Below are 22,997 nucleotides of genomic sequence, written 5' to 3' on the forward strand. Positions count from 1 at the left end.
CGCCCGTTTGCGAGCGCTTGACAGACGCGCCATCGTCCGACACCCCAAGTCGGGCGGTTTGGCGAAGTGATCCCTCGGTGTTGAACAATCACTGCGCACCAAACATATCCAACCTACGAAACGACTACTGCATAATCTCAGTCGGGCACTCCGGCAAAGACGCAAGAAACGCCCGCCCATACGGCTTGGTAAGGATGCGGTTGTCCAGGATCGCGCAGATGCCTTTGTCCGTGGCCGTGCGGATGAGGCGGCCGACACCTTGGCGGAGTTTGAGGATGGCCTCGGGCACACTGTATTCAGTGAAGGGATTGAGGCCCTGTGCTTCGAGGTGCTCGATGCGTGATGCCGTCAGCGGATGGTCAGGCACCGCAAACGGCAAGCGTGTGATGATGACATTGCTCAAGGCTTCGCCGGGCACATCGACGCCCGTCCAGAAGCTGTCCGTGCCGCAGAGGACGCTGTGCGTGTCGTTCTTGAATTCAGCGAGCATTTGATGGCGTGGCATGCCTCGGCCTTGCACGAGCAAGCGCCATCCGCGCTTCTCGCAATGGGCTTCGAGATTGTCCGCCAGCGAGGACATCTGGCTGTAGCTGGTGAAAAGGATGAAGGCGCGGCCGCTGCTGAGGTCGATGAAATGAGTGATCCAATGCTCCAGCCTGTCGAGGTAGCCGGGCTCCGAGGGCTGCGGCATCTTCTTCAGCAGATAAAGCTTCATCTGCTTCTTGAAATCAAAGGGGCTTTCGATGCATGCCGCGCGCGCATCTTCCGCGCCGACACGATTGCGAAAGTAGTTCAGCTCCGTGTCATCGCCGATGCCGAGCGTGGCGCTGGTGAAAACGCAGGCCTTATGGCTGGCAAAAAAGATCTGCCGCAAACGTTGCGAGACATCGACGGGCGCCGTGTGAAAGGAGACGATGCGGTTGTCGGTGTTGGTTCGCTCCACCCAGTGAACGTGATCTTCGTTTTCTTGATCCAGGAAGGCTTTGATGCCGACACGAACGGCGGTGAGACGTTTGGCGAGATCGAGGAGTTCCAGCTTGGTGCCCTCCCTGTCCACCGCGTCGCCTGCTTTTTGGGCACGCAGCGCGAGACGTTGCAGCGGCAGGCTGAGCGTGTCTTCAATGAACCCAGCTTCACGCACGCGGAATTCGCGCCCCATGGCGTTGAATTTACACGCGGCCTCGGCAGCGCGGAAAAAAGTGTCCACGCTGTCCAGCGTTTGCAAAACTTCGCGCACGCCGTCTTTGTCGCCCACGAGCTGGAAGAAACCCTTGCGGCTCTTCGGATTGTGCAGGCGGCCGAGCTCGAATTTGATGTTCGATTCGCTGATGTGCAGGCCGAAGGCACGCGCGGCCACGTTCTCGATGGTGTGGGCCTCGTCGAGGATGACGAAGTCACGCGGGAAGAGGAAATTGCAATCCTCGGTGCTCGTTTCGTCGGCAGAGGCCAGCAGCGTGAAAAAGAGCGTATGATTCAGCACCACGACGTCCGCCTGCTCCATGCGACGGCGCACGTCCTGATACCAGCAGCGGCTGCCGGGTGGGCAGCGGCGTGGGGTGCAGGCATGCGGCTCGCTGCACACCAGCGACCACACGCGGGCGCTGGGGGTGAAGTCGAGATCGCTCAGGGTGCCGTCCTCGGTTTCGGCCACCCAGTCGAGCAGCATTTTTAATTCGCCAGCTTCAGAGGTCGAGAAGAGATCACCGGCCTCATTGAGCGCACGTTTGAGGCGCGTGGGGCAGATGTAGTTGCCACGGCCTTTGAGAATCTCCGCGTGAAAGTCGCCCACGAGCTGTTTGACGATGGGAATGTCCTTCGTGATGAGCTGTTCCTGCAGGTTGATCGTGTGAGTGCAGATGATCGCCTTGCGCTTCTGCTCCAGAGCAAAGGTGACGGCGGGAACGAGGTAGGCCAGCGACTTGCCGACGCCCGTCGCGGCTTCGCAGACAAAGGCGTGATTGCCATCCAGTGCCGCACCGACCAGCTCCGCCATGCGCTGCTGCTGCGGGCGGTATTCGAACTGCGGGGACTCGGACATCTTGCCCTCGTTCGAGAAGGCGTAATGCATGCGCGGCGCCAGTGGCGGACGCGAGATGCGGCCTGTCATTCCTTCTTCGTGATCTTCGGCAACGTGAAACATGCGGGTTGGTGATAGCAGAGAGCGCAGCCCTCAGGGCAATGTGGTTTTTGAGCAAGGAGTCATTTTTCGCGTTCAAACCACACCACCTGCAGGCCGAGTCTCTCCGCCAGTTGCCTGCCTGCATCCGGCCCCATCACCAGCAAGGCGGTGGCGAAGCCGTCGGCCTGGGCCGCGCTGGAGTGAATGACGCTGACGGAGGCGAGACGGTGCTCCACAGGACGACCCGTTCGCGGATCAAGGAGGTGAGCATAGTCTCTTCCGGCCGCAGCGAAGTGCTGGCGGTAGGTGCCGCTGGTGGCGATGGATTGATTTTTGAGAAGCAGCGTCTGTGCGGCTTCTCCGGGTGGGGCGGCGGGTGTCTGGATGCCCACGCGCCACTCGCCATGGGCGTGCACTTCACCGCCGATTTCGAGGAGAAAGCGGGTGGCACCGGCTGCTTTCAGACGCTGCGCGAGGTGATCCAAAGCCCAGCCTTCCGCGACGGCACTGACGTTGATGTGCAGCCCGGAAATGTCTTTGCGCAGGGCAGGGGGATCGCTGCGTGTGTGCAGGTGCTGCCAGCCGCATTCGGCTTTGGCACTGACGATTTCGGCATCCGTGGGTGGCGAATCACGCCTGCCAGAAGCGCCGAAGCCCCACAGCTCAATGAGCGGACCTAGGGTGATGTCGAGCGCATGGTCGGTGTCGCCGCCGATCTGCTGCGCGAGTTCGACAACTTCGACGAGCTCTGCCGGGACCGCAATCCAGTCCGTGCTGGTGGAGGCATTGAAACGTGAAATGGCTGAGTCCGGCCGCCAGTGGCTGATGAGGGTCTCCCACGCATCAAGTGGCTGCTGAATCTCTTTTTGAGAGATGGCGTTAGCCTCACCATCCACTCGCAGACTCCAGGTGGTGCCCATGGTATGGCCACCGAGAATGACGGGCTGGTCATCACGAGAGCAGCCGCTGAGGAGCAGAAGCAAAAAAGCAAAACGCATGGGTGAGAGAAAATGGCGAGGCCTGCCGTTTCAGCCAGCACGATGAATCCAGCCCCCCTCTCCCGCCGCCGCGCCCTTCAAACGTTGTTCTGTTCTTCCGCCGCACTGGCGTTGAACATTCGGCCGGATCGCGCAGCCGCTGAGGTGGCCAAGGAAGCGCTGCATGTACTCATGCTGGGTGATTTTGGCACGGGCGCGGCAGAGCAGATCAAGGTGGCGGGGGCGATGCAGAAGTTCGTGACCGACAGGGGCGTGAAGCCGACCGGGCTGCTGATGCTTGGAGATAACTTTTATGGTCGCGTGAAAGAGGGGTTCAGCGTGGACTCTCCGCGCTGGCATAAGGACATTGAGACCATGTATCCGGCAAACGTCTTTCCTGGGCCGATGTGGGGAATCCTGGGAAATCACGACTACCATGACAATCCAGGCGGTGAAAAGGTGCAGATGGCCTATGCGGCGCAGCCAGCGGTGCGCTGGAAGATGCCGTCAAAGTGGCACCGTTTTGATGTGGGTCCTGCGGGCAAGCCCCTGGTGACGTTCATCTGCCTGGATACCAATTTGCCTGCCATTTCTGGCGGCGTGGACAAGAAGACAAAGAAGCCCCGCAATTCAATGACAGCAGCGGAGGAGAAGGAGCAGTTCGCCTGGCTCACGGCTGAACTGGCGAAGCCACGTGCGCCGTTTACCGTCGTGGCAGGCCACCACCCGCTTTACTCAAACGGTGATCATGGCGACTCGAAGGCACTGATCGCGCAGTGGGAGCCGCTGTTTCAGAAGCACCAGGTACACGCGTATCTGTGCGGGCATGACCATGACATGCAGCACCTGGAGATGAAGGGCCGCTTCACCACCCACCTTCTGTCAGGTGGCGGCGGAGCCAGGACGCGCAAACTCGAAGGCAAGCACAAGGTTCCGTTTGGCAAGGACGTGCATGGCTTCACGCATCTGCAGATCATGCCGGAGGCGCTGACCTTCACCCATCATTCGGCGGAGGGCGGGGTCTTGCACACCGTGACGAAGCTGCCGGACGGCAGCTTCAAAATCGGCTGATCATTTATACCCAGTGACCATCGCGCAGGGCACTTCCTTGCGCTTGCCCTGATCCGTCTGGTGAATGGCGATCATGTACATGCCCGTTTTCTTGGGCTTGTAGAACAGCACAAAACCCCAGCCGTCGAGCACCGGCAGGATATCGCCGGAGGGTTTGCCTTCGAGATCAAGCACCGCACCGGTGATGTGTACCCCGGACTTTTTCGGTGTCGCGATGCAAAAACAGTACTCGTTGCCCTTGAAAAGCTGCATGCGGGTGGCTTTGCCCAGCTTCGGTTCCAGCATGTAAGTCCTGACTTCGGCGCGGATGTTGTAGCCTTCCGCCTCCTGATCATAGGCCAGAGCACCGGCGGCTTTTTCGGCGTCTTCATTGTCATCCGCATGCAGCCACGCTGCAGGGGTCAGCACCATCAAGGTGCAAAGGGCAAGGAAAACGAGGGGGGATGGGGCTGCTGGGGTGCGCATGACACGAAAGGCGGGAGAAATTTTACTCTCACACGCGAATATAGCCGTTGCATCAGGAAAATCCCAAGTTTCTGTTCCCCCGTTCGTGCCTTTTCTGGTTTTACGAATATTCACCCCCTTAATTCCCCTCATACATGGCCTCGGTAGTCTTTTACATGGAGGACGGCACTACGCTCGTTCACAAGTTGGAAAGTGATGTTGCCACCATAGGCAGACATCCTGATAATGATGTCGTGCTTACCTGCCCCTCCTCCTCAGGACGGCATGCAATCATCAAGGCCTCAAACGAGGGCGTTTTTGTGCAGGATCTTGGTTCCAGCAATGGCACCCGCGTCAACGGCGCGGAGATCGAGGAGGCGCTGCTCAAGGATGGTGACCGCGTGGGCTTTGGCGATGTGCAGTCCGTCTTCTATGCGGGCGATGCCCCCTCCGTGCTGGAGGAGAAGCCGCTGATCACGCCACGCTTCTCCAATTCGCTGCCAACCTCGGCTCCCGTCAGGACGGAGCCGTCTCCCCCGGCGGCCAAGCCGGGGCCTCCTGGGCGTGCCCTCAGCCCGGTGCGCCGTGCTTATGGCAAGCCAGCTCCTGGCAGCTATCCGAACAGCTCCGAAGGCGGCTGCATGACCGGGATCATTGTCACGGGCTTGTTTGTCATCGCCTTTTTCGTGGGCTTGGCCTTGCGCCATTCGAAGGAAATGGACGGCAACCTGTTCAAAGACCTGAGCGATAAGGTAACCGGCTCCATGCCCAAAATCAAAATCGAGCGCAAAGAGGAATAGGCGGCTTCACAGGGACCGCTTGTAGCTGTCACACCGGCTGTGCCAGCCAGCCAGCCAGCGTTGTTCGCCACGCTCCGCCGGAGCGTTCGCCACCCGGCGGCTGAGCACGCGTTTGGCGGCTGCGGCGAACTGCACATTCCATGAAGTGGAGCTGTTCGGCGATTCCCTGATGGCCTGCAGTACCTGGAGCAGCCCCCAGCCCTGGCGATTGTACCGTTCTTTGGCGCTGGTGCCTTCGCCTTTGAAATTCACATAGTCGATCAGGCAAAACGTGCCTTCCGGAGTTGTCTTCAGGGATTCAAAGACCCGTTTGATCCCGGCCCGCTCCTTGGCTGGCACTTCCGCCAGCATCTTCGGCAGCGCAGCCTCCATGCGGGCCATGATGAATTCCGTCTGCTGTCTGACCGTGCGGCTGAGTAGCGCCCGCAGCTCCTTCTGCCGCTCGCCGTTTTTGTCTGCCTCAAAGGCCGCTTTGCTCGGCCATGGGCAGGCTCCCCGTGCCCAACGTGGCGAGGCAATGCCTTGCGCCGCCAGAAAAGCCAGCAGCGGCGGGAAGCTTTCTGCAAACGGTCCGCTGCGCCCCTGTGGGTACCAGATGAAATGTCCGATGCCCAGAGAAGCGAAATCCTCCCCCCCATTCCAGCTGGTCAGTCCCGCCACGGTACCGCCGCATTCGTTTTGCCAGATCCGCTTCCCGACACGGTCCATTTGAGCCGGGGACAAACGCGTTTCGGTTCCACTGCGGGGCGCTGGAACATCAGCACAACCCTCCAAACTGCTCAAAACCAGCGTCAGAAAGACAAAAAATTTGATGAATCGCATGGCTTTTATATTTTAGAAATCTTAAATGATGCTGGGCAATGAAGTGGTTTTTGTAACAATAGCTTCCTCACCCATCTTCCCTATCGACTCATTTCATTAAGTTTGATTCACTGATTTTCCACCCCTATTCTATCGACCCTTAAGTCCTTTCTGCGCGTCCGGCATGCCATATCTGGCCTTCAATCTTAATGATGGAAATGAGTTCGTCTTCGACATACTCGAAGAGCGCCTGTCCATCGGGCGAGAAGCCAGCAATGACATTGTCATCGACAACACCTTCATTTCAACCTTTCACGCGGAGTTCCTGCGTCAGCCGGATGGAGGCTACGAAATCGTCGATTTAAAATCCTCCAACGGCACCTTCGTCAACGGCAGGCGGGTGGAGCGCTTTCGCGTCAAAGGCGGAGACCGCATCATGTTCGGCCAGTTGGAAAGCCGCTTTCGAGAGCGGGCACCGAAGGGCATGGCCTCGGATGGAGGTTCCAAAGCCGTTTCCGTCCCCAAGGGCCAGCCAAGCCGCGAAGATGGCAAAAAAGGCGACACCGAAAGCATCCCCGCACGGAATAAGGGTGACCTGCCACAATCCAACCCTGAAACCGGCAAAATCGAGGTCACCAAGCCGGTTGTACATCGAATCTCTGCCGATTCTCTGCGGCCGCCCGGCGGCAGCGCACCACCTGCTTCGCTGATTCCCAAGCCTTCCGCCTTCGTTTCCCCTGCATCTGCATCCGATCCCGTGGTTTCCAAACAAACTGCTGTGGTGCGTGACGAAATTGAAAAACTTCGCCAGCAGCGCGATTCCCTGCGGGCTGAAAATGACGTGGAGCAGAAGCGGCGTGACGAGATTCGCTCGCTGGATGCCACCCTGGATGTCCGCCGCAAAGAACTCGGCCAGACGCAGACCGAAGTCACCGGATTCAAGAGTGAACTCGAAAAACTGCGCGTTCAGGTGCAAAACGCCCGGACCGAAATGGAGAACGCGAAGGCGGAAGCCGGCAAGCACGATGTCAAACGCCGCGATCTAAGCAACACCGAGAGCAAGCTCGAATCCACTCGCACCCTCGTCGCCAAGGCCGAGGAGGACCTCAGCACCGCGCAGAAAAGCCTGCAGGCCCTGCACGCAGAGGCCGAAAAGCAGCACAAAACGCGTGAAGCTGCCACCGCCAAACTCATGGCCGGGGAAGCGGCGGCAAAGGAGAAGTTGGCGTCCATCAACCAGCTTCTTGCCACGGCGCAAAAGTCTGAAGCAGATCTGAAGTCTCAGCGCACCGGTGAACTGCAGGCGCTCGACACCCAGCTTGCGGCAAAAACAACCGAACTGGCAACGTCACAGGCTGCGCTGGCGAAAGTGCTGGGCGATCTCGCAGCACAGCAGGCCTCATTTGACAAAATCACCGCAGAGGCAAAATCTTGCGAAAGCACACGGGTCAAACTGGCCGCCGAAGAAGCAGCCACAGCGAAGAAACTTGCCGACCTTCAGCAGCAGGTCAGCAGCGCCGAGGCAGGGGTGCAGCGCCTAGCCTCATTGCAGGCCGAAACGCAGAAGTCCGAAACCGAGCAGCTTTCCAAGCGCAGCGCGGAATTGCAGGTGCTTGATCAACAGTTCGAGAAGAGGAGTGCCGAACTGAAGAAGGCGCAGGCTGATCTGGCGAAAACGCAAAGTGATTTCACCGCGCAGCAGAATGCGCTCATGCATTCCACGGAGGCTGCAAAAACACGGGAGGCCGCAGTCGCCAAGCTCACTGCGGAAGAAACGATCGCCGCGCAGAAACTGGCCGGGTTGCAAAATCAGATCAGCGATTCCGATGCAGAGGTCAAACGTCTCACCGCGCTGCAGTCTGATGCGCAGAAGTCCGAAGCCGAACAGCACACGAAACGCAGCACGGATTTGCAAAACCTCGACCAGCAGCTCGAAGTTCGCCGTGCCGATCTGGCGAAACTCGAAGCGCAGCGGGAAGCCAAGCAGAACGAAATCGAAGCCGTCAATGCCTCACTGACGAAAGCCCAGGAGCAGGTGCAGCACGCACAGACTCAGATCGCACAATTGGGAGGTGAGGAAAAAGCCATCACCGTGCGCGTTGACGAACTGCGCGGTAACGAAGACCGCCTCAATACCCTGACCCTGACCATGGGACAGATGGAAAATCAGCGAGGCGTGCTCGATGCCGCCATTCGCGCACTGCTTGGCAGGCAGCAGTCCCATGAGGCCGATGCGAGCACCGCCGAGCAGCGCATGAAGGAAATGCGTGTCCAGTTATCCGAACTGGAGCAGCAGCATCACGCCGCAGAGCAGCAGCTTGCGACGCTGAACATCCAGAAGTCAGAGGCCGAAGCCGCTTTCGCCACTCAGGAGAAGGAAGCGCTGGCCAAACTCGCAGACATTGACCAGCAGGCCAAGGACACACGGAAGCTGGACGAATCGGAGCGGATCGTGGCCGAGAAACGCCAGGCGGACCTCGACGCGCTGATTGCTGCAAGCGGCACACGTCTGGCTGAGGTGCAGGCGCAGGTGAAAGAACTCGAAGACAAGGCCGCAGATCTCACCAACAAGCTCGACGACCTTGCTTCGACCGATTCAAAGCTCAAAGACAACACGGACGCACTGAAGGCCGTCGAATCGCACAAAGCCGAGGTCTCGGCTGCCGTGGCCGCCTTGGTCAAAGACCGTGATGAACGCACGCGCGAGCTCCTCGCCGCCACTGAGCATGGCCGTGCGCAAACACTGCTCACACAAACCCTCACCCAGCGCCGCGCGACCTTGGAAAAAGAGGTTCAACACATCGAGGAGCAGCAGACCGAACTTTCCCAGACCATGGGCAAACTGCGCGAGCAGTTGCGGGTGGCCGAAACCGAGATCAAGGAGCGCGAGTCCACACTCGCTGCTGCCGAGCAGCGCAGCAAAAACCTCGAAGAAATCACTGCCGCTTCGGACCAGAAGTTCAAAATTCTGCAGGCCGAGTACAAGAAGGTCACCGAACAGTTGGCGCTGGCTAAAACGGATCTGGAGCAGACGGCTGCCGCTGTGATCGAAAAGAAAAAGGAGGCGGACGCCACTGCCGCCACCGCTGAGAAAAACTCGCAGCAGCAGCTCTTGCTGGTGGAAAAAATCAGTGGTCTGGAAGCTGTCATCGCCACGCTCACCACGACACACGCCAGCACGCAGCAAGATCTCTCCGCAGCGGAATCAGATTTCCGAAATCTCCAAGATCGCATGGCCGAGCGGCAGAAGGAAATCGCCGGCGCCGAAGCCCGTGTGGCCGAACTCACCCAGCAGGCTGCAGGTCTTGACGACCGTTTGCAGGAACTGGCTGCCGCGAACAAGCAGAACGCCGAACTGAATGGCGCCATCACGACTGCCACGCAGGAGCGTGACAAGCTGCAGGCCGAAATACAACGTCTGGCCAAAGAACGTTCTGAGCTTGAATCGGTGCTGCCTGATCTGCGTGGCAACGTGACGCAAACCCGCGCCGAGGCAGACAATTTGAAGGCCGAGCTTGCTGGGTTGATCAAGGACCGTGACGCTGCTGCCGCAACGCTGAAGGAATCGCTGGCGCAGCGCATGTCTTCCGAAGCCGCCATCGAAGCTTTGCGACTTGAGTCCGTCAGTCTGGATAAAACCCTGAGTGACAAGCGCGCCAACCTCGAAGCCGAGACGACAGCAAAACTCGCGGAGGCGAACGCCGCCGAAACCCGGCTCAAGGGCGTGCAGGAGCGCATTGCAGTCGCTGAAAAGCGGCTGGCTGAACTAGGGGAGGTGGATGCCCGCATCGCCACGGCCACCAAGACTCTCAAAGACACCGAAACGCAGCGGCAGACGGAAGACAAGGCACTGGCAGAACTGGCCCGCAACCAGGACAGGTTGAAGAAGGATTGCGCCGCGCTTGAGGCTTCATTGAAGACCGAGAATGCGAGGCTTGTGGAACTCAACAAGGCCGTCAAAACTAACGAAGCCAAAGCAGCGGATGCTGAAAAACGCACGGATAAAGCCGTTGCCGCGCAGCAGGTGGCCGAACATAAGCGTATCGAGGCCGATGCCGCTGCTGAGAGGGCGCGTGCGGAGGAGAAGAACCTGCGGAAACAGATTCCCACCCTGACCACTGAGCTGGCGGGCATTCAGGCGCTGCTGGTCAGCGTGACGAAACAACGCGAGGAGGCTTCGCAGTTCGTCACGCGCCTGAACGTCAGCACCGACGGCCAGAACAAGAAGCTGGCCGAACTCCAGCAGCAGATTTCCCAGCTGGAAGAGGCGCACAAAGTGAGGGAAGATCGCATGATGAAAGCACAGGCAGATGTGGACAAAGAGGTCGCGCGTCTCAAGACGGCGCAGGAGCAGTCCCGTGCAGCCGAGACACAGCTTGTTGAACTGGAAAAAGAGGTCAAGGACGCCAAGCTGAAGGCGGATGCTGCGAAGAAAGATTCCGCTGCGATCGAGGGCGAACTGCGCCAGCGGCTTGACCGCGTGCAGAATCTCAAAGCTGACGAGGAGCGGCTGCTCAAGGTCATCGAGAACCAGAAGTCGGAACTGGCTGAGGTGGACATGACCCACAAGGAACTCCACACCAAGATCGAGGCGCGAAAGACCGAGCTGGGCGAATTCATCACCGTTGGTGGCAAAATTCTCGGCCTCGGCCAGGCGCTGTCAGGGCTGGAATCACGCCAGACGGAGATCAACAAATCTCTGCGCAAGGCCTCCGAGGAAGATCTGGCGATTCAGGTGAAACTGAACGCTGCGCAGGAGGCGCTGAATCGCGAAGCTGCACGTGCCGAACAGTCCCGCAAGGATCGCGAGGCCGCTGATGCCGAATTCAAGAAATTCAGCGCCGATATCCAGAAGCAGGCGTCTGTGTTGCAAAACTACGAACTGGAACAGAAGAAGCGCATCGCCGAACTGGAAAAGCGCATCGCCGACCTGGGCACCACGCAGCAGCGCGCTGTGGGTCAGATCGACGAAACCAAGGCCGAACTTGTCCGGCTGGAAGGCAAAAAGCAGGAGTTTGCTCAGGCTGAGGCCCAGCTCAAGCATTGGCAGGACATCGAAAAACGTCTGCGCGGCCAGCTCGTTGAGCTGGAGGAGAAGCACGAGGTCATGCGCCGCGGTCTGCCCACCGAGGAGGGCACGGTCGTCATGTTTGCCAATGACATCATCAAGCGTATCGACCTCATTGATGCCTTGGTGGCCCGCTATGCCGGATCAAAAGGCAGCGACGTTCCGCAGCAACTCGTCACGCTGCGCGCCTCATTTGAGGATATTTTGCACCAACATGGGATCACCGAATTTGATGTGACCTCTGGCACCGAAGTCGATATTGACCTGCGCAAGCGCATTGCCGTCGTGGATTCCCTGCCCGGCAAGGCAAAGCCGCGCGTCACTGAAAGCTGCCGCTCTGGCTTTATCTTCTCGCGTGGCGAGGGACACGAGATTATCCTGCGGAAAGTGGAGGTCCGAACCTCCAGCCAGTAGCCCCGCCTCTGGAACCTTTTTCACACACACATTGTTATGGCTGAATACGTTGGAATCGACCTTGGAACCACCCTTTCGGGGCTGGCTTACCTAAAACCTGATGGAAACCCCGAAATCGTGCCCAACGCCGACGGTGAGCGCCTGACTCATTCCGTGGTCTTCTTCGATTCGCATGAGGATGTGAAGCTCGTCGGCAGCGCCGCCCGCGACGGTGGCGAACCCGACCGCACCATTTTTCAGATCAAGCGGTTCATGGACGACCCGGAGCATCTCGTTGAGATCGACGGCAAGAAATGGACACCGGCGGAAATCTCCGCGCTGATCTTGTCCAAGCTGAAGCGCGACTGTTCCAAAATCTGCGGCGACATCAATGAGGTCGTCATCACCGTTCCCGCAAACTTCAACGAACTGGCCCGCAAGAGCACCATCGCCGCCGCTGAAATGGCCGGCATGAAGGTGAAGCGTCTGGTGAACGAGCCGACGGCGGCAGCTGTTTACTACGCCCACTCACAGGGCGTGAAGGGCCGCATTCTGGTGTTCGACCTCGGCGGCGGTACGCTGGACACGACGATCCTTGAAGTCGAAGGCGACAACATCAAAATTCTCACCTCCGAAGGCGCACGGCATCTCGGTGGCAGCAACTTTGACGACATCCTGCTCGACGCCTATGCGGAGCAGTACAAGAAGCAGACCGGCGCGGCGTTGTACAGCGACGAACGCCACCGCCGCCGTGTGCTGCAGGCCACAGAAGACGCGAAAAAGATGCTCTCAAAGCTCCAGCGCGTGAATGACACCGTGGCCAACGACCAGAACAGCGGCATCGCCCGCATTGATTTGAGCCGCGAGCATTTTGAGAAGCTGATCCGCCACATGCTCACCCGCACGGTGTTCCTCGTTGAGCAGGCGTTGGATTCCGCCAAGCTGAAAACCTCCGACATCGACCACATCGTGCTCGTGGGCGGCTCGACGCGCATTCCGAAGGTGAAGTCCATGCTGGAAAAGATGTTCGGCAAGACACCCAAATCCTGCGGCAACGTGGACGAGTGCGTGGCCCTTGGAGCCGCCTTGTTCGCGAAAAAATCAGCGCGCATCCAGGAAGTCTGCAATGCGAGCTACGGCACGCTGGCGATGGTTTACAACGCTAAGACGAAGCAGGAAAAGCTGATGAACTCCATCGTGATTCCCAAGAACTCGCCGATTCCCTGTTCACGCACGCAGGTCTATCAGACCTCGGAGGACAATGAGCGCGTCATCGAGGTGGACATCACCCAGGGCGAGGATGAAGACGCCAAGTTCGTCGATGTCATCGGCCGCCTGACCTTGGACGTGCCGCCCAACCGCGCCAAGGGCTGTGAAGTGGCCGTGACCTTCAGCTACGATGAAAATCAGCGCGTGCGCGCCCTCGTGGTGGACAAGCAGTCAGGCCGCAGCAAGGAAGTCGCTGTGACCTACAAGGGCGCGGGAGTGCTCTCAGACGAAGAACTGAAGCGCCGCAGCCATCATCTTCGCACCATGCGCATTGAGTAAATCACCACTCACTGAAGGAGACCAACATCATGTTCAAGATCCTCAAATCACTTTCCAGATCACTCGGTGGCTCTCACAAGCCTGCCGCCGAAGCCAAGCCGACCGCCAAAGAGGGCAGTCTTCTCGCCAAGGTTAACAAGGCTGCCCCTGTGGTTGCGAAAGCACCGCCTGCCAGCAGTCCGGAAGACCTCTGTGGCATCACCCCCAAGATGTCCAAGGACGAGATCATGGCCCAGCTGAAGATGCTGTTTCGCCGCTACAACCGCAGCGCTTCCAGCCTGGACGCCAAACTGCGCGGCGAGGCGGACCAGATGCTCGATGCCATCGTGGCGATGCGAGAAAAGCACTTCGGCGAGATTTGATCCTGTCGTTCGCGGTCTGGATGGAAGTGACGGCATGAAACTGGACCGACTCATCGCCAGTCACCAGTCCATGGGGCGTCAGGCAGCTCATCATGCCATCGCTGCACGACGGGTCCGTGTTGATGGAGTGTGGGTAACCGACGGCCACCAGCCAGTGGATCGTTTCAACTTGGTGCAGCTCGATGACGCGGTGATCCAGCCGGCGGAACGCGCGCTCTATCTCATGCTGCACAAGCCGGTGGGCATTCTCAGCGCCACCAAGGACGATCAGCACCCCACCGTGGTCGATTTGATCGACGATCCCGACAAGCACACGCTGCACATCGCCGGGCGGCTGGATCGCAGCACCTCGGGCCTCGTCCTGCTGACAAACGATGGCCGCTGGTCCAAGCGACTGATGGCAGCCGAGGAAAAGGTGCCCAAGGTTTATCTCGTCGAAACCCTCGATCCCATCGCCCCGGATGCGGTGGCGGCCTTTGCTCACGGCTTTTACTTCCATACCGAGGACATCACGACGCTGCCCGCAGAACTGGTCATCTTGGACGAGCGCCATGCGCGGCTCACGCTGCATGAAGGGCGCTATCACCAAGTGAAGCGCATGTTCCACCGGGTCAGCAATCGCGTCATCAACCTGCATCGCGAAAGCATCGGCCCGCTGGCACTGCCAGCCGATCTGCCGCCAGGGGCATGGCGTGCCCTGACTCCTCAGGAGGTCGTGGCCGCCAGCGGAAATGGCTGAACAACGTTGACGATCAGATTTCTAGCAGTTGTTTGTTTTTCAGAAAATCCAGCTTTCGCAGATGAATTTCACCCCTTAATCTCTTCCTCTTGTGATCCCCCCACGCATGTATCTTAGCATTTGGTTTGGCATCATGTTGGCAGGCCAGTCAGGCTGTACAACTCAAAAGGCTGCAAAGCCGGACAAACTCGCCATCGGTGAGGCGCGCAAGGCGCTGCCTTTTGAAGAGAAAGAAAACCCGCTCGTGAAGCGGCTGAACAACCCTTCCTCCATGCCTGTCGTGCCACCTGCGGGTGCACGCACCTCGTATTCCTCCGTCAAGATCGAGCAGAAGGCGCTCGCCATGACCTTTGACGACGGCCCGCATCCGAGCCTGACTCCCAAATTGCTCGACATCCTCAAGGAGCGGAACATCAAGTGCACGTTCTTCCTCATCGGTGAGCAGGTGAAGATGTATCCCGCCATCGTGCGCCGTATCATCGCAGAAGGCCATGAAATTGGCAATCACACCTGGACTCACTGCAGCCTCACCAGCCGCTCGGATGAGCAGATCCGCAATGAACTCAAAAAGTCCGAGGACGCCGTCTTTGAAGTAGCCGGAGTGCGTCCGCATCTGGTGCGTCCTCCTTACGGAGCCATCAACACTCGGATCAAAGACCTGATGTTCACCGAGTTCGGCTACTCCACCATCATGTGGTCCGTGGATCCGCAGGACTGGCGTCGTCCGGGTGTGTCCGTCGTGACCAGCCGCCTTGTCAATGGCGCGCATCCGGGTGCCATCATGCTCGCGCATGACATCCATCCGCCCACCATCGCCGCCGTGCCGGCGATGTTCGATCAGTTGCTGGCCAAAGGGTATCAATTCGTCACCGTGAGCCAGCTCATGAACATGGAAAAAGCCTCGATGCCCGTCGGCGTGATCATCCGTCCCGCCGAAAAGATCAACGACAAAGATCCCAAGCCGATGCCGGAGAAAAAGCCAGGCGTTTGACTAAAGTAGCCTTGTTGCTGTGCAACAAGTGAGCGCTCCCGCAATCGCCAAAGTCGCTCATAGCACTCCAGGCGTTGATGGGGAAAGATTGAAAAAAAGAAAGCGCCCCGGGCGGAGCCGAGACGCTTTCAAACCCACATGTGCCGTCCGAATACAAAGGGCTCACGTATCCCATGAGACCAAGTGGGAACCCGCGTGATGAAGCTCTGTCTTCCAGTGAAGGCATGACATGTCACTTCAGCGCGTAGCCCCCGCAGTTGATGAATCGGGCCGGGCCACAAAGCTCGAAAACGAACACCGCAGGAAATTTTTCAAAGAGCAGGCCGCAGCAAAACGCCGGACCAAGATGTCCAAATGCTATCCTGAAATGCCCGCATGATCAAGAGCCGAGTCGCCTGGAAAAAGTACTCTCGAGCTTTAGCTCGTTCTGGAAGGCATCGGCATCTCCCAAAACGGGCTAAAGCTCGCGACGACTCAGGCACGCCACGCCCCTCGCATAGATACAATCTTGAGTGTTCAATGTTCAGCGTTCCCTCCGTTTGTTTCAGCTGACACTCATGACCCGTTTCCTTCTCTTCCTCCTGCTATGCTCCACCACCCAGGCCGCCACCATCCAGCGCATCTGGCTGAGCTTTCAGCGCGTCGAGCCGACACACATCACCGTGAACTGGGAGACCGCCCTGCCGGCAGACTCAGAGGTGTCCTTTGGGACCAGTTCAGCACTCGGCGGCAAGGCTGCCAAAGCAGAGCAGACCACGCTGCATCACGTCGAGATCCCCATTCCCGAGAAGGACGTGATGTATCATTACCAAGTGCGCTCAGGCACTGAAACTTCCGCCATCCATCACTTCAAAGCCATGCCCTCCAAAGAACTCCGCATTGCCGTGGTGGGAGACTGGGGCTTTGCCCAGCCTGATCTCGCTGCCTTGATCAAAGACGACGTGCATGTGCTCATGACAGCCGGGGACAATGTCGGCAGCCTGCACCAGCCGGGCAGGGAAGGCACTAAGGCCTTCAGTGCCCTGATCGGTTCACAGCCCGAGTTGTTTCGCAGCACTCCCTTCATGCCCGTGCTGGGCAATCACGATCGCGAAATCCGTTCGCGTGGTCCCAAGCCACCACCCGAAGCGGTGTATGACGTGGAAGCCACCGCCTATCGCGAATTCTTCGCTCTCCCCGGCAACGAATGGAACTGGACGTTCGCGTTTCCTGAGTTCGCTGCGCGCTTCATCGCGCTCGATCTCGAACACATCAGTGACATGGGCACCACCTGGCAGACGGGTCACCCCTTCGATGCCGCATCGCCACAGCTCGCCTGGTATCGCCAGCATATCGAAGCTCCTCAGCCCGGCCACACCATCTCCATCCAAAACGAGCGCAACGCCACCATGCGCGGCCAGTTAAAAGGCGAATGGGGCCGGCTGTTTCAGCAGGGCACCGCAGTCATCACCGGCTTCGGCTATTTCGCCGAACGCGCCATGGTGGACGGCTTCCCCTATTACAACACCGCGCTCAAAGGCGATGGCGCCCGCTACCCTGACCCCAAGTCCGCCTTCTTCGCCAGCGAGAACACGTACATGCTGCTCACCTTCAAACCCAAGTCGCCCATGCAGATCGAAATCAAGAGCCTCACAGGCAAGGTGCTCGACACTCAGAGCGTGCCAGGAAAGTAGCACACCGGAAAGTAGCCCTCTCGCTCCGCGAGAGGAGCACAGCGCTCCCACACGCGCACAGCACCACCGCATCACCCCCACGTCGTCTACACGGGACGGCTGCTTTCCAGAGCAACATTCCCCGCATCCGCTCGTTTCCCTGCCACGACCATGAAATGCCTCGCCTTCCTCTGCCTCGCCACTTTCTCCATCGCCGCCGACATTCCCTCCGAGCCCATCGCGCAAAAGGACGAGCCCATCCTCGCGGATGATTTCGAGCGCGCCGACCTAGGCAACTGGAAATCACTGATCCCCACTTTCACCGTCGAAGCCGGCGCACTCAAAGGCGTGCAGACACGCGCTGACCACGGTGCCGTGGGCCGCGTTTACCGGCCCATGAAAGACGTCGTGGTCGAATTCAAATTCCAGCTCGTCGGCTCCACCGGCTTCAATGCCGTTTTCGATGATCAAAAGTTCAAAGGCTCGCACGCTGGCCACATCTGCCGCATCGCCTTTGCACCCACGCAGATTCGTCTCGGCGATGACAAGGAAGGCGTGATGCGCAACGACATCTATGAGATGCGCAAAGACCCCGCGCACAAAAAGGAAGCGGACAAGCTGCTCGAAGGCCGTGGTTCCGCCGCCGCCATCCCGAAGCTGGAACAGCAGAAGTGGTATCAGGTGATCATCGAACTCAAAGGTGATGAACTGCGCGTGAGTCTGGACGGTAAACCAGTCGCCTTTCTCAAATCCCCCGGCATCGCGCACGAAACCAAGAGCAGCTTTCATTTCACCGTGAACGGCACAGGTGTACTGTTCGACGACGCGAGCATCTGGCAGGCGAAGTGAGGGCGACAGCGCTGCCTCGGTCTCGATTCCCGCGTTACAATCAGCGTATGGGTCAAAGCATCCCCCTCATGTTAACATAACACCCGGTTTTATCCCTCTGCGCCATGAACGCGGCATCCAGCAGCGTTTTCCTTCCACAACCAATCATGAAACACACGCTCCTGCTTCTCTCTCTTTTCGCTGTGCAAGCCCTCGCCCAGGACAAGGCCCTGCTCGATCTCACGCTCGAACCGCCCTTGGTCAATACGCAGCCCGGACCCGAGTATGACGCCGAGAAACGGCCAGGAAACATGATCATCGGCATCGATCGCACGCCAAAGGGCCGCCTCTGGGCCGCATGGGTCGGCAACGGTGATTCGCCCAATGGCTTCTTCATGCTCGCATCAAGTGACGACGATGGCAAAACATGGTCAAAGCCACGCGTCGTCATCGATCCCCAAGACGGTGAACTCAACGGCGTGAAGTACGAACGCCGCGCCCTAGTTGGCAATCTCTGGACTGATCCAATCGGCCGCCTGTGGTGCTTCTTCGATCAAAGCCTCGGCTACTTCGACGGCCGCTGCGGCGACTGGTACATCCGCTGCGATGATCCCGATGCCGCAGAGCCGACTTGGACCGCCCCCGTCCGCTTCGCCGACGGCTGCACCCTCAACAAGCCCACCGTGCTCGCCAATGGCGACTGGCTGCTGCCCGTCTCGCTCTGGACCCGCGACCGCATGCATGGCCCCGGAGTGGACAAGGAAGCTCACAAAGATCTCGATGTCATCCGCATGGCCAATGTCTTCGCCAGCACCGATCATGGCAAGACCTGGACCCGCCGTGGTGGCGTCGCCTTTCCACGCACAGACTTCGATGAGCACATGATCGTCGAGCGCAAGGACAGCAGCCTGTGGATGCTCGCCCGTACCAAGGACGGCATCAGCGAAAGCACCTCCGCCGACAAAGGCGCGACCTGGAGCGAGCCACAGCCCTCCGCTATTCAGAACCCCAGCGCTCGTTTCTTCATCCGCCGCCTCGCATCAGGCAAGCTCATCCTCGTGAAGAACGGCCCCATCAACGTGCGCCTGCCTCGCCGCTCCAACCTGAAAGCCTTCTTGTCCGACGACGATGGCAAGACCTGGGGCAAAGGCTTTCTCATTGATGATCGCGCCGAGGTTTCCTATCCCGATGGCTTCCAGGCACCCAATGGCGACATCCACATCCTCTATGACTGGAACCGCCACACCGATGCAGAAATCTTGCACGTGAAGTTCACCGAGGCAGACATCGAAAAGCAGGCGGAGATCGGCAAACTGACGATGGACCCTGAGGAGATCAAACGCCGCGCCAGAGTCGGCAAGACCATCGTCAATAAAGCACTGGCACCCAAGCTGCCGAAATCCATTACGCCAGATCCCGCCTGGGCCGCGCAGGCCCTTGAAGACGCGAAGCAGGATTTCAAGAGCATCCCGTATGACGGCGTCACGCCCAACAAGATGGTCTGCGACACCACGCTGCGCGAGCTGCCCGATGGCTCATGGATCCTCTTCATCCTCGCCGGTGGCGACACCGAACCCAGCCCGCTGAACTACACCGGCGTCACCCGCAGCCATGACCTAGGCAAGACATGGACACCGCTGGAGGCATTTGACGTCGGCTTCCCCCGTGAAGGCAAAACCATCGGCCAGGGACCGACGGAACTCATGATCCTCGGCCAGCGCAGCACGCTGTTCTTCTCCACCCATTCCAAGCATTGGGCGAATGACTGGCGCTCATGGTATCTCACCAGCGACGACTCCTTCAAAACCTGGAGCAAGCCCATCGAAGTCCCCGGCCGCCTCAAGGAGCGCACCTTCATCCGCAAGCACATCGTCTGCAAAGACGGACGCATAATGATCCCTTTCCAGCACTACATCGGCCCCGATGACGAAAAGAAAAAAGCCCCGCTTGATCGTGCCTTCACCAATCCGCGCAACGGCGTCCTCATCAGCAGCGACGGCGGCAAAACCTGGAGCGAGCACGGCAACATCCGCCTCACCCCCAACAGCCGCTACTTCGGCTGGGCCGAGAACGATCTCTTTGAGCATCCTGATGGCCGCATCACCATGGTCATCCGCGCTGACGGCCTCGGCGGCATGCTCTACAAAGCCGAGAGCAAAGACGGCGCCAAGACCTGGCCCGAGTTCGCCTCCCTCACCCAGATCCCCAATCCCGGCAGCAAAACCACACTCTACAATCTCGGCGGAGATCGCGTCGCCATCCTGCATAATCCCAACAGCAAGCACCGCAGCCCCATGTCCCTGTGGATCAGCTTTGACGGCATGAAGACCTGGCCCTACCAGCGCGTCCTACAGCAGGAGTCTGTCGATGGCCCCAAAGGCCGCATGAACTACCCCGACGGCTTCGTCAGCAAAGACGGCCAATGGCTCCACTTCGCCTTCGACGACAACCGCCACCGCGCCGTCCATTACAGCGCCAAATTGCCTCCCGAGAAGCCCTCCGTACAGTAGCCCTCTCGCTCCGCCGAGACGAGCCCAGCGCTTCCACCAGCAATGCAAGCGCTCAAAAGTTCCACAGCGTTTCAAGCCTGCGCCAGCCATTCTGCTCCGCAAGATGACGGCTGTCGCCCTCCCTCCATTCGCCAAAATACCGGATGCTGCAAGGCTTGTCTCGCACACCCCGCTTAACCTCTGGTTCAGCAGGGATTCATCCCCCGCCGAAGGCTGCATCTACCACAACACCATCACCGGCGGTGAAGACCCAGCGGTTGTGTTCTCCTAGTTCAATGCCCAGCGTGACTTTAGATGAGCACAGCGCTCCCGTCACATCCACGCCTGCGAACACCCTCAGCCATCTTGCAGAGCAAGATGCCACGGTACTTCTCACTTCATCACCATCGGCTGCCCCGTGCATTCCAGCACGCTGTGCCACAGCTCCTGCGTAGGATCGACCTTGCGACGACCATGGATGACGAGTTCCAGCGGCAGATGCACATACGAATTGTGCCATCGGCCCACCAGCATGTTCGTCTTGCCCGCCATCGCCGCATGCACTGCGTTTTGCGCAAGGCGTGAGCAGTACACATTGTCCTGCGCGTTGGCTGGCACGCTGCGTACGATGTAGCTCGGGTCGATGTACTTGAGGTTTACCTCGGTCTTCCGTTCCTTGAAGAAGGCATTGATGCGGTCCTTCAAAAACGGGCCGATGTCGCCGTAGCGCTTGTTGCCGCTGGCATCGGTCTCATTGCTGGTTTCCATGAGGTGCTGCCCCGCACCTTCCGCCACCACGATCACGGCGCTGCCACGTTTGGTCAGCCGTTGCCGCAGAAATTCCAGAAAGCCAGCTTCGCCTTCGAGTTCAAAATGCACCTCCGGAATCAGTACAAAATCCACGTTGCTGCCTGCCAGCGCCGCATAGCACGCGATGAATCCTGAATCACGTCCCATGAGCTTCACCAAGCCCACGCCGTTCACCGCGCCCGTCGCCTCGACATACGCACATTTCACCGCCTGCACGGCGGCATCGAAGGCCGTTTCAAATCCAAAGCTCTTGTCGAGATGGCGGATGTCGTTGTCGATGGTCTTTGGAATTCCGACCACCGCTTTCTTCAATCCGCGCCGTTCAATTTCCTTCACGATCTCCGCCGCGCCGCGCAGCGTGCCGTCCCCACCGATGACGAAGAGAATATCGACCTTCATGTCCTCCAGCGTGTCCACCATCTCACCGATGTCCTGCTTGCCTCGCGAGCTTCCCAGCAGCGTCCCGCCAAAGTGGTGCGCCTGTTCAACCGACGTAGGTTTAAGCAGCAGCGGCGTGTGGCCAAAGCGCTGCACCAGCCCCTCGTAGCCGTAGCGAAAGCCATACACACGCGCGACTCCGTATTGTTGATGGCAGCGGTTCACGATGCCACGGATGATGTCGTTCAAGCCTGGGCAGAGACCGCCGCACGTCACGATGCCGACCGTGGTCTTGGCCGTGTCAAAATAGATCATCTCCCGCGGCCCCGCCTCTTCGTAGCTCGGCGTTGACACATCACGCCCGTCTTCGAGGAGGTGGCTGTGATAGAGAATGCGGTCTGTCGCGTCCTTTTTATAGGGTGCCTCCACCCCGCCAATGCGGTGCAGAGGCGAGTGAATCGTACAGGGGCCGAGCGTGGGGATGCTCGTGTCGGAGGGGGCTGGGGTCATGGCTGGCTGGCGGTACGTAGAGCAGGAGAAGTGCCATTCTACCTTTCCTCACCACACTTGTCTGACACAAAAGGCAATCCTCCAAGCGTACATGCAGGTTGCAAATCCACGCATCCACTCCTGCTTCCAGCCATGATCACCGCCTTTCCAGACAACCTTCGCCTGCAACTCCACCAGACCGGCGTGATCGCCGTTTTGATGATCGACCGTGTCGAAGATGCCGTGCCGCTGGCTCGGGCGCTGCTTGCCGGTGGGGTTAATACCATCGAACTCACCTTGCGCACCTCCGCCGCGCTCCAGTGCCTCCGCCGCATTCGTGAAGAGGTGCCCGAGATGACCATCGGCGTGGGCACCATCCTCACTCCCCAGCAGGTGAACGATGCCAAAGACAATGGCGCAAGCTTCGGCGTGGCTCCCGGCATGAATCCCCGTGTCGTCGCCGAGGCCGTGCGCATTGGGCTGCCATTCGCGCCCGGTGTTTGCACCCCGACAGACATCGAACTTGCCATCGAAGCAGGGTGCCGCGTGCTTAAACTCTTTCCCTCAGAGCCCTGTGGTGGACTTGCGTATCTACGTGCCATCTCAGCCCCCTTCGCTCATCTTGGCGTTGAGTTCGTACCGCTCGGCGGCGTGGGCGCGGGCAATGCTGCAGAATACCTGCGTGAACCGTCGGTGCTCGCGCTCGGTGGCTCATGGATCGCGCCGAAGGAGATCATTGCCAAAGGAGGTTGGGATCTCATCACCGCACGGGCGCGTGAGGCCACGGACATCGTCAAGCAAGTCCGCCCATGAGTCGTGTCGTCACTTTGGGCGAAGTCATGCTGCGCCTCGCCACACCAGCCTTCGCACGTTTTCAGCAGGCCATGCCAGGCTGCCTGAATGCCAGCTTTGCCGGAGCCGAGGCCAGCATCGCAGCTTCGCTGGCCTATCTCGGTATCGACGCGGCCTTTGTCACCGCTTTGCCAAACCATGCCATTGCCGATGCCTGCATCGCCGATCTGCGCAGCCTCGGCGTCG

At 59.3% G+C, this 22,997-nt stretch carries 17 protein-coding genes, 1 other RNA gene and 1 pseudogene; 13 read left to right on the forward strand and 6 right to left on the reverse strand.

The genetic code is table 11. From position 1 onward, the window contains the following. Positions 1–124 precede the first annotated feature (124 nt). Together PSV43_RS14265 and PSV43_RS14270 are read right to left on the reverse strand one after the other, a co-directional pair. A complete protein-coding gene (locus PSV43_RS14265; protein WP_300198444.1) occupies positions 125–2,140 on the reverse strand; it encodes a helicase C-terminal domain-containing protein in 2,016 nt (671 codons plus the stop codon). Positions 2,141–2,199: 59 nt separating this feature from the next. After that, a complete protein-coding gene (locus tag PSV43_RS14270; RefSeq protein WP_300198447.1) occupies positions 2,200–3,117 on the reverse strand; it encodes an FAD:protein FMN transferase in 918 nt (305 codons plus the stop codon). 42 nt (positions 3,118–3,159) lie between these two features. Here PSV43_RS14270 and PSV43_RS14275 point away from each other — a divergent pair, with 42 nt between their 5' ends. Next, entirely contained in the window at positions 3,160–4,167 is a 1,008-nt protein-coding gene (locus tag PSV43_RS14275; RefSeq protein ID WP_300198450.1) for a metallophosphoesterase, read from the forward strand. Here the strand turns inward: PSV43_RS14275 and PSV43_RS14280 are convergent, their stop codons facing one another. After that, on the reverse strand, positions 4,168–4,632 hold the full coding sequence (locus PSV43_RS14280; protein WP_300198453.1) for a hypothetical protein: 465 nt from the start codon (positions 4,630–4,632) through the stop codon (positions 4,168–4,170). 134 nt (positions 4,633–4,766) lie between these two features. On the opposite strand from PSV43_RS14280, the gene PSV43_RS14285 reads away from it, so the two are divergent. Then, complete coding sequence (locus tag PSV43_RS14285) at positions 4,767–5,411, forward strand: FHA domain-containing protein (protein ID WP_300198456.1); 645 nt, start codon at positions 4,767–4,769, stop codon at positions 5,409–5,411. A gap of 6 nt (positions 5,412–5,417) precedes the next feature. Here the strand turns inward: PSV43_RS14285 and PSV43_RS14290 are convergent, their stop codons facing one another. After that, positions 5,418–6,119, reverse strand: coding sequence for a hypothetical protein (locus PSV43_RS14290; RefSeq protein WP_300198458.1), 702 nt, complete (start codon positions 6,117–6,119; stop codon positions 5,418–5,420). A 277-nt stretch (positions 6,120–6,396) separates the two neighbouring features. On the opposite strand from PSV43_RS14290, the gene PSV43_RS14295 reads away from it, so the two are divergent. The 5 genes from PSV43_RS14295 to PSV43_RS14315 all read left to right on the forward strand — a co-directional run bounded on the left by PSV43_RS14295 (position 6,397) and on the right by PSV43_RS14315 (position 15,313). Beyond that, a complete protein-coding gene (locus tag PSV43_RS14295; protein ID WP_300198461.1) occupies positions 6,397–11,694 on the forward strand; it encodes an FHA domain-containing protein in 5,298 nt (1,765 codons plus the stop codon). Positions 11,695–11,730: 36 nt separating this feature from the next. Beyond that, a complete protein-coding gene (locus PSV43_RS14300) occupies positions 11,731–13,221 on the forward strand; it encodes an Hsp70 family protein (RefSeq protein WP_300198464.1) in 1,491 nt (496 codons plus the stop codon). Positions 13,222–13,250: 29 nt separating this feature from the next. Further along, the gene (locus PSV43_RS14305) at positions 13,251–13,583 is read left to right on the forward strand and encodes a hypothetical protein (protein ID WP_300198466.1); all 333 of its coding nucleotides are present in this window, start codon (positions 13,251–13,253) and stop codon (positions 13,581–13,583) included. Between the two features lie 34 nt (positions 13,584–13,617). Continuing rightward, a complete protein-coding gene (locus tag PSV43_RS14310; RefSeq protein ID WP_300198468.1) occupies positions 13,618–14,322 on the forward strand; it encodes a 16S rRNA pseudouridine(516) synthase in 705 nt (234 codons plus the stop codon). Positions 14,323–14,428: 106 nt separating this feature from the next. Further along, a complete protein-coding gene (locus PSV43_RS14315) occupies positions 14,429–15,313 on the forward strand; it encodes a polysaccharide deacetylase family protein (RefSeq protein ID WP_300198471.1) in 885 nt (294 codons plus the stop codon). 127 nt (positions 15,314–15,440) lie between these two features. Here the strand turns inward: PSV43_RS14315 and ssrS are convergent. Beyond that, positions 15,441–15,622: non-coding RNA, 6S RNA (ssrS, locus tag PSV43_RS14320), on the reverse strand. A 248-nt stretch (positions 15,623–15,870) separates the two neighbouring features. Here ssrS and PSV43_RS14325 point away from each other — a divergent pair. The 4 genes from PSV43_RS14325 to PSV43_RS14340 all read left to right on the forward strand — a co-directional run bounded on the left by PSV43_RS14325 (position 15,871) and on the right by PSV43_RS14340 (position 20,574). Further along, complete coding sequence (locus tag PSV43_RS14325; RefSeq protein WP_300198474.1) at positions 15,871–16,986, forward strand: metallophosphoesterase; 1,116 nt, start codon at positions 15,871–15,873, stop codon at positions 16,984–16,986. 150 nt (positions 16,987–17,136) lie between these two features. After that, positions 17,137–17,814, forward strand: coding sequence for a hypothetical protein (locus tag PSV43_RS14330; RefSeq protein ID WP_300198476.1), 678 nt, complete (start codon positions 17,137–17,139; stop codon positions 17,812–17,814). Positions 17,815–17,960: 146 nt separating this feature from the next. Then, complete coding sequence (locus PSV43_RS14335) at positions 17,961–20,303, forward strand: sialidase family protein (protein ID WP_300198479.1); 2,343 nt, start codon at positions 17,961–17,963, stop codon at positions 20,301–20,303. A gap of 103 nt (positions 20,304–20,406) precedes the next feature. After that, positions 20,407–20,574 (forward strand): hypothetical protein, encoded by a 168-nt coding sequence (locus PSV43_RS14340; protein ID WP_300198482.1) that lies wholly within the window; start codon positions 20,407–20,409, stop codon positions 20,572–20,574. Positions 20,575–20,675: 101 nt separating this feature from the next. Here the strand turns inward: PSV43_RS14340 and PSV43_RS14345 are convergent, their stop codons facing one another. Further along, entirely contained in the window at positions 20,676–21,980 is a 1,305-nt protein-coding gene (locus PSV43_RS14345) for an ATP-dependent 6-phosphofructokinase (protein ID WP_300198485.1), read from the reverse strand. Between the two features lie 132 nt (positions 21,981–22,112). Here PSV43_RS14345 and eda point away from each other — a divergent pair, with 132 nt between their 5' ends. After that, positions 22,113–22,772: a bifunctional 4-hydroxy-2-oxoglutarate aldolase/2-dehydro-3-deoxy-phosphogluconate aldolase gene (eda, locus tag PSV43_RS14350; protein ID WP_300198488.1), complete on the forward strand. Its 660-nt coding sequence runs from the start codon at positions 22,113–22,115 to the stop codon at positions 22,770–22,772. Then, positions 22,769–22,997 (forward strand): annotated as a pseudogene (locus tag PSV43_RS14355) (sugar kinase); the annotation flags it as partial. The gene eda and the pseudogene PSV43_RS14355, both read left to right, overlap by 4 nt.

Source organism: Prosthecobacter sp., from assembly GCF_029946185.1.
In the GTDB taxonomy this organism is placed as follows: Bacteria; Verrucomicrobiota; Verrucomicrobiia; order Verrucomicrobiales; family Verrucomicrobiaceae; genus Prosthecobacter.

What these genes read in the sequence shown, in the direction of transcription:
- PSV43_RS14300 (WP_300198464.1), top strand. Translation starts at nt 11,731, where the DNA reads ATGGCTGAATACGTTGGAATCGACCTTGGAACCACCCTTTCGGGGCTG.
- PSV43_RS14305 (WP_300198466.1), top strand. Translation starts at nt 13,251, where the DNA reads ATGTTCAAGATCCTCAAATCACTTTCCAGATCACTCGGTGGCTCTCAC.
- PSV43_RS14325 (WP_300198474.1), top strand. Translation starts at nt 15,871, where the DNA reads ATGACCCGTTTCCTTCTCTTCCTCCTGCTATGCTCCACCACCCAGGCC.
- PSV43_RS14275 (WP_300198450.1), top strand. Translation starts at nt 3,160, where the DNA reads ATGAATCCAGCCCCCCTCTCCCGCCGCCGCGCCCTTCAAACGTTGTTC.
- PSV43_RS14335 (WP_300198479.1), top strand. Translation starts at nt 17,961, where the DNA reads ATGAAACACACGCTCCTGCTTCTCTCTCTTTTCGCTGTGCAAGCCCTC.
- PSV43_RS14285 (WP_300198456.1), top strand. Translation starts at nt 4,767, where the DNA reads ATGGCCTCGGTAGTCTTTTACATGGAGGACGGCACTACGCTCGTTCAC.
- PSV43_RS14315 (WP_300198471.1), top strand. Translation starts at nt 14,429, where the DNA reads ATGTATCTTAGCATTTGGTTTGGCATCATGTTGGCAGGCCAGTCAGGC.
- PSV43_RS14295 (WP_300198461.1), top strand. Translation starts at nt 6,397, where the DNA reads ATGCCATATCTGGCCTTCAATCTTAATGATGGAAATGAGTTCGTCTTC.
- PSV43_RS14330 (WP_300198476.1), top strand. Translation starts at nt 17,137, where the DNA reads ATGAAATGCCTCGCCTTCCTCTGCCTCGCCACTTTCTCCATCGCCGCC.
- PSV43_RS14290 (WP_300198458.1), bottom strand. Translation starts at nt 6,119, where the DNA reads ATGGACCGTGTCGGGAAGCGGATCTGGCAAAACGAATGCGGCGGTACC.
- PSV43_RS14310 (WP_300198468.1), top strand. Translation starts at nt 13,618, where the DNA reads ATGAAACTGGACCGACTCATCGCCAGTCACCAGTCCATGGGGCGTCAG.
- PSV43_RS14345 (WP_300198485.1), bottom strand. Translation starts at nt 21,980, where the DNA reads ATGACCCCAGCCCCCTCCGACACGAGCATCCCCACGCTCGGCCCCTGT.
- PSV43_RS14270 (WP_300198447.1), bottom strand. Translation starts at nt 3,117, where the DNA reads ATGCGTTTTGCTTTTTTGCTTCTGCTCCTCAGCGGCTGCTCTCGTGAT.
- eda (WP_300198488.1), top strand. Translation starts at nt 22,113, where the DNA reads ATGATCACCGCCTTTCCAGACAACCTTCGCCTGCAACTCCACCAGACC.
- PSV43_RS14280 (WP_300198453.1), bottom strand. Translation starts at nt 4,632, where the DNA reads ATGCGCACCCCAGCAGCCCCATCCCCCCTCGTTTTCCTTGCCCTTTGC.
- PSV43_RS14340 (WP_300198482.1), top strand. Translation starts at nt 20,407, where the DNA reads ATGACGGCTGTCGCCCTCCCTCCATTCGCCAAAATACCGGATGCTGCA.
- PSV43_RS14265 (WP_300198444.1), bottom strand. Translation starts at nt 2,140, where the DNA reads ATGTTTCACGTTGCCGAAGATCACGAAGAAGGAATGACAGGCCGCATC.